The sequence below is a fragment of the Campylobacter sp. 2018MI01 genome (assembly GCF_018501205.1).
In the GTDB taxonomy this organism is placed as follows: Bacteria; Campylobacterota; Campylobacteria; order Campylobacterales; family Campylobacteraceae; genus Campylobacter_E.
The window spans coordinates 1-8,273 of the sequence record NZ_JAHCZE010000064.1 but is presented as its reverse complement, the minus strand read 5'-3'; the positions used below and the strand labels follow the sequence as shown (position 1 = coordinate 8,273).

The window sequence follows — 8,273 nt, the reverse complement described above, 5'->3', positions numbered from 1 at the left end:
TCATTATATTATTATTATATCATCCCGCGTATTGTCTATTATATTTTTATTACATATATCTATCAGTATCTCACATTGTACTTTGCCTCTCTATTCTTCGACAGCTTCAAATGTTTAAAATATATTTTTTTATTTAAAAGTATTTTACTAATTTTACTAACTCCTAATCCTAAAGAAAAAAACCACAAAAAAGAAGCACATACACCACCTAAGAAAAATAATATCCTTTCATTTTGTTGAATATTTATAGCGTTTGCTCCAACTAAAAATATGGTATCTAAATAAACATGTGGGTTTAGTAAAGTAATTGCTAAGGTTAAAATTATTGCTTTTTTTACACTTAATTTTTCATTATCATTTTGAAAATCACAATTAGTGTTCATAAAGGCTGATTTTAGTGAAATCATCGCATAAGTGATTAAAAATAATATACCTAAAATTGTAACTATTAAACTTATTGTTTCGTTTTTTAATAATACTTTACCAACTCCAAATACTCCACAAGCAAGTAAAATAGCATCGCAAATAAAACAAATACTGCATATTAAAATTATATGATTTTTTAATATTGCTTGTTTTATTACAAACATATTTTGAGCTCCGATAGCAACAATTAATGATAATATTAATATAAAACCTTTTATAAAAACCATTGTAAAATCCTTTTAAAAATAATATTATATAAAAAAATAATTTTAAGGATTAATATGAAAAAACCAACAAAAGCACAAATGCAATTAATTAAAAAATTACCATTTAAATACCAAATAATTGCTTTAATTATTTTTTTAGTAGTTGCAAATTTTTCTTATTTTACTTCTTTTACTAAAGAGTATTCACTAGAAAAAGTAAGTGATGGAGATACTATAGTTTTGCTTAGCAAAGGAGAAAAAATCAAAGTGAGATTTTATGGCATAGACGCACCTGAAAGCGCTCAAGAATACGGGCAATTTTGTAAAAATATGCTAAGTGATTTTCTTAAAAATAAAGATATTAAGTTAGAGATTAAAGACAAAGATAAATATGGACGGGTTGTAGGTATTGTCTATGCTAATGGCGAAGATATAAATAAAGCAATGGTAAGAAATGGTTGTGCGTGGTCGTATCAAAACTATACGAAAAAATATTTAGATGATGAAAAATACGCAAGAGCCAATAAATTAGGATTATGGCAAGGTAAAAATCCACAAAATCCAAGAGAATTTAGATTAGAGCATAAAAGAGATTGATTAGCAAATCTTTTATGTTATCTTTAGATTTTATTTTAACTTAAGGAGAAAGCTATGGGATTTTTTGATAAACTCAAAGCAGCTTGTGGTATTCCTGATTATGAAGCTTATTTAAAAGAGCATAAGGAAAAATACCCAAATGAAGAGCCTTTAAGCAAAGAAGAATTTTTAAAGCGTGAGAAAGAGCGTTTAAATTCTAATTGTGCTTGAGGTTAATTAAGAAGCAAGTTTGCTTATACAAGATTAAGGACAAGCAATGTTTAAAAAGCTTAAAGCATTTTTTAAAACAAAAACTCAAAGCTATGAAAAATACTTAGCTGAATGTGAAAAAACAGGCGAAAAGCCAAAAAGCGAAGAAGAATTTAAAACGATTAAAAAAAGTTGTTGATTATTTAAAAGAAGCTAGTTTAGTTTTACAAGTTAATTTAAAATAATTCCTATTTTAAAATTAAAATAGGAATTTAAAATATTAAAATCTTCTAAAAATTGTTGCTAAAATCCCACCTGAAATATTGTGCCATACGCTAAATAAAGCAGCCACAACAGCAGCTAAAGGATAAGCAGCAAAATGAGTAGTTGCTAGTGAAGCAGCTAAGCCTGAGTTTTGCATTCCTACTTCTATTGCTAGAGTTTTTTGTTTTGCTAATTCTAATTTAAAGATTTTTCCCGCAAAAAAGCCTAAAAGATAGCCTAAGACATTATGAAGCATTACAACTATTAAAATAATGCCTAAATTATCTAAGATTTTTGTTGCGTTCGCACCAACTACACTCATTACTATAGCTACAATTCCAAAGGTTGAAATAAGTGGCAAAATATCTTGTAATTTTTCAGTAATTTTAGGTAAAAATTTATGAGCTAAAACACCTAATAAAATAGGAATAATTATTACTTGAATAATGCTAACAAACATTGAAATAGCGTTAATATCAATGCTTTTTCCAACTAATAAATAAGTAATAAATGGAGTAATTATCGGAGCTAAAATCGTAGTGCAGCTTGTAATGCTAACTGATAAAGCAACATCAGCTTTTGCTAGGTAGCTAATCACATTTGAGCTAGTGCCACCAGGACAAGCACCAACTAAAGCAACACCTATTGCTAAAGCAGTATCAAGTTTGAAAACAAAAATCAAAACAAAAGCTATAAAAGGCATTATTATAAATTGTGCAAAAATACCTATAATCACATCTTTAGGTCTTAAAAATAACTCCTTAAAATCACTAGCTCTAACACTAAGCCCCATTCCAAACATAATAATTCCAAGCAAATAATTAACATAACTTGTCTTAATAATATTAGAAATACTTGGATAAAACAAAGCAAAAGCAGTGCAAACTAAAACCAAAATAGCTAAATTTTTTGAAATAAAATCGCTAATTTTTTTCATAAAATCTCCTTTAAAAAACACGAAATTTATTAAATTAAACTTTAAAGTAAATTAAAAATGAAAATTAGTTTTTTATTAGTTTTATTAATTATTCTTTTGATAACATAAAGGCAAAATCAAAGGTAGAAAATATGAAAAAAATAATAGTAGTAGATACTTTAAATGTGCTATTTCGCTCTTATTATGCGATGAGGAATTTAAAAAGTGCAAAAGATGAAAAACCAATAGGAATGATATTTGGTTTATTAAATTTTATGTTAAAAATTGTTGAAGAAATTGAATGTGATTATGTAGTTTTTGCACTAGATAGCTCGGGCGGGTCATTTAGAAAAGAGCTTTTGCCTGATTATAAGGCTAATAGAAAAGAATTAGAGCCTGAATTAAAAGAGCAAATTCCAGTATGTATCGAGCTTATTAAAAAATCAGGATTTTTATCAATAGAAATTCCTAATTATGAAGCTGATGATATTATTGCTAGTGTTAGTAAGTTTGCTAAGCAACAAGGCTTATTTACTAGCATTTATTCAACCGATAAAGACCTTTATCAATTGCTTGATGATAATAATACCGAGCTAATTGGTAAGAATTATGAGATTATAAACGAGTTAGCTTGTATTGAGAAATTTGGAGTTAAGCCTTATCAAATGCTTGATTATTTAACCTTAGTAGGCGATAGTGCTGATAATTTTAAAGGTATTCCTGGTATTGGACCAGTTGCTGCTAAAAAACTATTAAACGAATACGATAGCCTTGATAATGTATATAAAAATCTAAATGTATTAGGCAATAAAAGTTCTCAAAAAAAATTAGCCGAACATAAAGATGATGCAGTTTTATCTAAAAAATTAGCAAAATTAGTTGATGATTTGCCTTTAGGAGATTTTTTAAGCAAAGCTAGTAAGCCAAGTATTAATATATTTAATAATATTGAAGATGAATTAAGAGAATTTGAATTATTTAAATTCTTAAAATTTATAGATAAACAAAACGAGATAAAAGAAGAAAAACAAGTAAGCTTAAAATATACAAAAACCTTATTAGATGATAAAGAAGAATTATTTAAGATTATAGATAATTTAGGTGATGAGGTTGGATTTGATACCGAAACAACAGGGCTTAATTATGATGATAAGATAGTTGGATTTTCGTTTTGTAATCAAGATAAAAGCTATTATGTTCCAATACTACATAAAAATGCAAAAAATATTGCTAAAGAAGATGCAATAAAAGCTATAAATAAGATATTTGAAAAAGTAATAATAGGTCATAATCTAAAATTTGATTTAAAAATGCTGAAAAATGATTTAGGTATTTCGTATCCAAAGAAATTTAAAGATAGTATGATAGCTGCTTGGCTACTTGATTCAAGCTCTAAATACTCACTTGATTATCTTGCTAAGGAGTATTTTGATTATACTTGTTTAGCTTATGAAGAAGTAGTTAAAAAGGGCGAAAATTTTAGCGATATTGATACCAAATTAGCTTGTGAATATGCAAGCGAAGATGCGTTTATAACTAAAGCAATTTATGAACACGCTTTTAAAAACTTAGATGATGAACGCAAAAAAGAATTTGATTTTGAATGTGAGTTTATTAAAGTTTTAATTTCTTTAGAAAATAATGGAATTACACTAAATAAAGAAAAATTATTAAATCTTCAAAATATATTAGAACTTAATTTAAAAGAATTAGAAAATCAGATATTTAATATGGTTGGTTTAAGCTTTAATTTAAATTCTCCAAAGCAACTTAAAGAGATTTTATATGATAAATTAAAACTACCTGATAATCATAAAGGCTCAACCAATGAAGCAGCCTTGCAAAGCATAGAGCATCCTATTGCTGAATTGATTTTAGAATATAGAACCGCTAGCAAAGTCCTTAGCACCTATGTTTTACCATTACTTGAGTTAAATGTAGATAATCAAGAGAATTTCAAAGTGCGTTCAAATTTTTTACAAACAGGCACAGCAACAGGAAGGCTTAGCTCAAACAATCCAAATCTACAAAATATCCCTGCTAGAAGCAAATACGCAAGTTATTTAAAAGAAGCTTTTATCCCGCAAAAAGGTTATTCATTTATTAGTCTTGATTATTCTCAAATTGAGCTTAGAATGTTGGCTCATTTTAGCCAAGATGAAAATTTATTAAAAGCATTTTTATTTGATGAAGACATTCATACAAGAACTGCTATTGAGATTTTTGGCACTAGCGATAAAGATAAAAGAAATTATGCAAAAAGTATAAATTTTGGTCTAATTTATGGAATGGGTGCTAGAAGACTTAGTGAAGAGTTAAAAATACCATATAGTGATGCAAGTGATTATATTAAAAAATATTTTGCTTCTTTTAGTTTGATTAAAGAATATTTTGAAAATACAAAAAAACAAACAAAAGATTTAGGTTATATCAAAACGCTTTTAGGTAGGAAAAGATTTTTCAAATATACAAATGATATTAAGATAAATAATGCAAACGATAGAGAATGTATAAATAGCATTTTGCAAGGTTCGGCAGCAGATTTAATTAAATTAGCTATGATTAAGATTTATCCATATTTGAGTGAAAATGCAAAATTGATATTGCAAATTCACGATGAGTTAATTTTTGAAGTAAAAGATGAATATGTATTAGAATTTTCAAAAATAGCTCAAAATATAATGGAAAATGCTTATGGTTTAAAAGTTAAATTAAAAACGAGTTTGAGTGTTGGGAAAAGTTGGGATAAATTAAAATAAAGGGAAAGGTTATGGAAATAATATTTGCTTGGAATAAAGACTATGAAACAAATATTGATAATGTTGATAAGCAGCATTATTATTTAGTGCAATTAATAAATGAACTAGCTTTAAAATTAAGCGAAAAGAATTTAAATAAAAACGAATTAGATGAAGCTTTTAATGGTATTTTAAACTATGCTAAAGAGCATTTTTCAGAAGAAGAAATGCTAATGCAAAATGTAAATATTTATAGTGATTTTTTTCAAGAGCATAAATTAAGTCATAAAATGTTTATAGAACAAACTAAGCAATTATATGATGATGTTGGAGATGGCACTAATAAAGAAGCTGTTAAGAGTTTGTTAGAGTTTTTGATTTCTTGGCTTGCTTTTCATATTTTAGGGATTGACCAAAATATGGCAAAACAAATAGAATTAATTAATCAAGGTCTTGAAGCTAAAGAAGCTTATGAGATAGTAGTTCAAAATGAAAATAAGCAAACAGCACCTTTAGTAAAAGCTCTTAGTAATCTTTTAAATGTTGTAGTTAAGAAAAATAGTGAATTATTAGAACTTAAAAGAAATCTTGAATTAAAAGTGAAAGAGAAAACAAGAGAATTAGCAGCAACAAATCAAACTTTAAGAAGTATAGCTTTAACAGATGTATTAACAAATTTACCAAATAGAAGACATTTATTTGAAGTTTTAGAAGTTATTTTAAATGAAGCTAAAGAAAATTCGTTAATTACAAGTGGTTTAATGATTGATTTAGATAATTTTAAAGAAGTAAATGACACTTATGGACACGAAATGGGCGATAAGGTATTAAGAGAATTTTCGCAAACAATCAAAGAAACTATTAGAACTGATGATGTTTTAGCAAGACTTGGTGGAGATGAGTTTTTTGTTTTACTACCAAATACAGATATTGATGGTGCTATGTTATTAGCAAAAACACTTTTAAATGTTACTAGAAGTTTAAATATTCAAGTAGGAAATAAGTTAGATGATAGATGGAAAAGTAGTATTAGTATAGGGGTGGCTACAATTTTGCCGACTACTATTACAAATTCTAATGATTTTATGAAAAAAACCGATTTAGCAGTGTATGCTGCTAAAAATGCTGGCAAAAATTGCATAAAAGTATATAATGAAGAAATTTTAACTAAATGAATGTAATATTTTAAGATTTAAATAAAGGAAAAAATGTGGATTTAACAACGGTCTTAGGAATGGTTTTAGCTCTTACATCTATTTGCGTAGGGGATATTTTAGAAGGTGGTAACCCATTACACCTTATTCATATTTCATCGGTTTTAATCGTTTTACCAACAGCATTTTTCTCTACTATGGTTGGAACGAATAAATATTTTATAAAAGGAGCTTTTAAAGAGCTTAAAATAGTTTTTAAAGGTAGTGGGGTTAATTTTCAAGCAAGAACCGATCAGTTAATAGAATTTGCTTCTATTGCTAGAAAAGATGGGCTTTTAGCACTTGAACCAAAAGTAGCTGAAATAGATAATCACTACTTAAAATCAGCAATGATGATGATGGTTGATGGTAAAGATGTTGAAGAAATAAAAGAAAGTATGGAGCTTGATATTTCTCATTCAGAAACTTATTATGATGAGTGTAGGGAATTCTTTTGTCGTGTAGGTGAGTCTTGTCCTACATTTGGACTTGTTGGAGCGGTGTGCGGTCTTATGCTAGCACTTCAATTACTTGATAATCCGCAAGCAATGGCGATGGGTATTGCGGGTGCATTTACGGCTACGGTTACAGGGATTTATTGTTGTTATGGAGTGTTTGTGCCTTGGGGAAACAAAATCAAAGGTAACGGACATGATTTAATAGTAGAAAAAGAGCTTATGATGGCTGGGGTAGTTGGTATAGCAGAAGGTGCAAATCCAAGAGATTTAGAGCAAAAGCTATTTTTATATTTCCCACATGGTTTAGTGCCTAAATCACAATTTGGTGAATAATAATGTCTAAGAAAAAAAAGTGCCCACCAATACCAGCATGCGAGAAATGGGCTGTTCCTTTAGCAGACTTTTTCTCATTATTACTAGCGTTATTTATCGCACTTTACGCTATTGCTTCGGTAAATACTGATAAAGCAAAGGCTTTAACGAAAGAATTTGTAAAGATTTTTGATTTTCCAAGCACGCAGGTGGTAGAAAAAGAGAGTAAAACAGATGGCAAACATAGTCCATCAAATAACGAAGAATCTCGTGCTTTACAAGCTCAAAATATAAATCAGCAAGAAAGTATAGAAAAACTAAAAGCTATTTTAGATCAAAGAGAAAACCAATTTTATATGGAACTTCCTTCAATATTGTTATTTAATAAAGATGAAACTAGAGTTGCAAATAGTGATGATATTTTATATCTTAAAAGAATTAAAATGATAATGCAAGGCTTAGGAGATGGGGTTCAGCTTGAAATTCGTGGATTTAGCGATAATGATGATAGTTATTTAACAAGTTTTGATTTAGCGACTGCAAGAGCTAGAGAAGTCCTTGAGATACTTATTAAAAGCGGGGTTGATTCATCAAAACTTAGTATCAAAAGCTATGGAGCAAACAATCCTAGATTTGATAATAATAGTTTAGAATCTGCAAAAAATAATAGAGTTGAATTATATTTTAAAACTGATATAAACGATATAAAATCTCAAAAAACAATACTTGATGCAGTAGAAAAAGTTAAATAATTTTATATATATTTAAAGTTTTAAGGAATTTCAAATTCTTTTAAAGCTTTAAATATTACATATTTACTACTTTTATCTTTTATAAATTAATAATAAAAACCTTATACTTATTTTACATGTAATAATTTTAGTTAAGTTTTTTATATTTTTACTTTTCTTCACATTTTTTCACACTACAATTTCAAAAAGGAGAAAAAATGAGACCAGAAGAGTTAAGAGCTT

9 protein-coding genes are annotated in these 8,273 nt (G+C 27.6%); 7 read left to right on the top strand and 2 right to left on the bottom strand.

The features are described from left to right. Nucleotides 1-62: 62 nt before the first annotated feature. Nucleotides 63-653, bottom strand: coding sequence for a LysE/ArgO family amino acid transporter (locus KJQ97_RS08220; RefSeq protein ID WP_214120530.1), 591 nt, complete (start codon nt 651-653; stop codon nt 63-65). A 54-nt stretch (nt 654-707) separates the two neighbouring features. Here KJQ97_RS08220 and KJQ97_RS08215 point away from each other — a divergent pair, with 54 nt between their 5' ends. The 3 genes from KJQ97_RS08215 to KJQ97_RS09930 are packed head-to-tail and all read left to right on the top strand — an operon-like array spanning nt 708 to nt 1,617. Further along, the gene (locus tag KJQ97_RS08215) at nt 708-1,229 is read left to right on the top strand and encodes a thermonuclease family protein (RefSeq protein WP_250325170.1); all 522 of its coding nucleotides are present in this window, start codon (nt 708-710) and stop codon (nt 1,227-1,229) included. Nucleotides 1,230-1,283: 54 nt separating this feature from the next. After that, nucleotides 1,284-1,439: a CstA-like transporter-associated (seleno)protein gene (locus KJQ97_RS08210; RefSeq protein ID WP_214120529.1), complete on the top strand. Its 156-nt coding sequence runs from the start codon at nt 1,284-1,286 to the stop codon at nt 1,437-1,439. Between the two features lie 46 nt (nt 1,440-1,485). Next, nucleotides 1,486-1,617, top strand: coding sequence for a hypothetical protein (locus tag KJQ97_RS09930; RefSeq protein WP_275591981.1), 132 nt, complete (start codon nt 1,486-1,488; stop codon nt 1,615-1,617). Between the two features lie 81 nt (nt 1,618-1,698). Here KJQ97_RS09930 and KJQ97_RS08205 read toward each other — a convergent pair whose 3' ends face one another. Then, nucleotides 1,699-2,619, bottom strand: coding sequence for a bile acid:sodium symporter family protein (locus KJQ97_RS08205; protein WP_214120528.1), 921 nt, complete (start codon nt 2,617-2,619; stop codon nt 1,699-1,701). A 131-nt stretch (nt 2,620-2,750) separates the two neighbouring features. Here KJQ97_RS08205 and polA point away from each other — a divergent pair, with 131 nt between their 5' ends. From polA to motB, 4 genes are read left to right on the top strand one after another with little or no spacing between them, the layout of a single operon-like run. Continuing rightward, nucleotides 2,751-5,357 carry a DNA polymerase I gene (polA, locus tag KJQ97_RS08200; RefSeq protein ID WP_214120527.1) on the top strand — a complete coding sequence of 869 codons (2,607 nt, stop codon included), beginning with the start codon at nt 2,751-2,753 and terminating at the stop codon, nt 5,355-5,357. An 11-nt stretch (nt 5,358-5,368) separates the two neighbouring features. Next, nucleotides 5,369-6,511, top strand: coding sequence for a GGDEF domain-containing protein (locus KJQ97_RS08195; protein ID WP_214120526.1), 1,143 nt, complete (start codon nt 5,369-5,371; stop codon nt 6,509-6,511). Nucleotides 6,512-6,546: 35 nt separating this feature from the next. Then, on the top strand, nt 6,547-7,320 hold the full coding sequence (gene motA, locus KJQ97_RS08190; RefSeq protein ID WP_214118320.1) for a flagellar motor stator protein MotA: 774 nt from the start codon (nt 6,547-6,549) through the stop codon (nt 7,318-7,320). Between the two features lie 2 nt (nt 7,321-7,322). Beyond that, nucleotides 7,323-8,051: a flagellar motor protein MotB gene (gene motB, locus KJQ97_RS08185; protein WP_214118322.1), complete on the top strand. Its 729-nt coding sequence runs from the start codon at nt 7,323-7,325 to the stop codon at nt 8,049-8,051. Nucleotides 8,052-8,273: the final 222 nt, after the last annotated feature.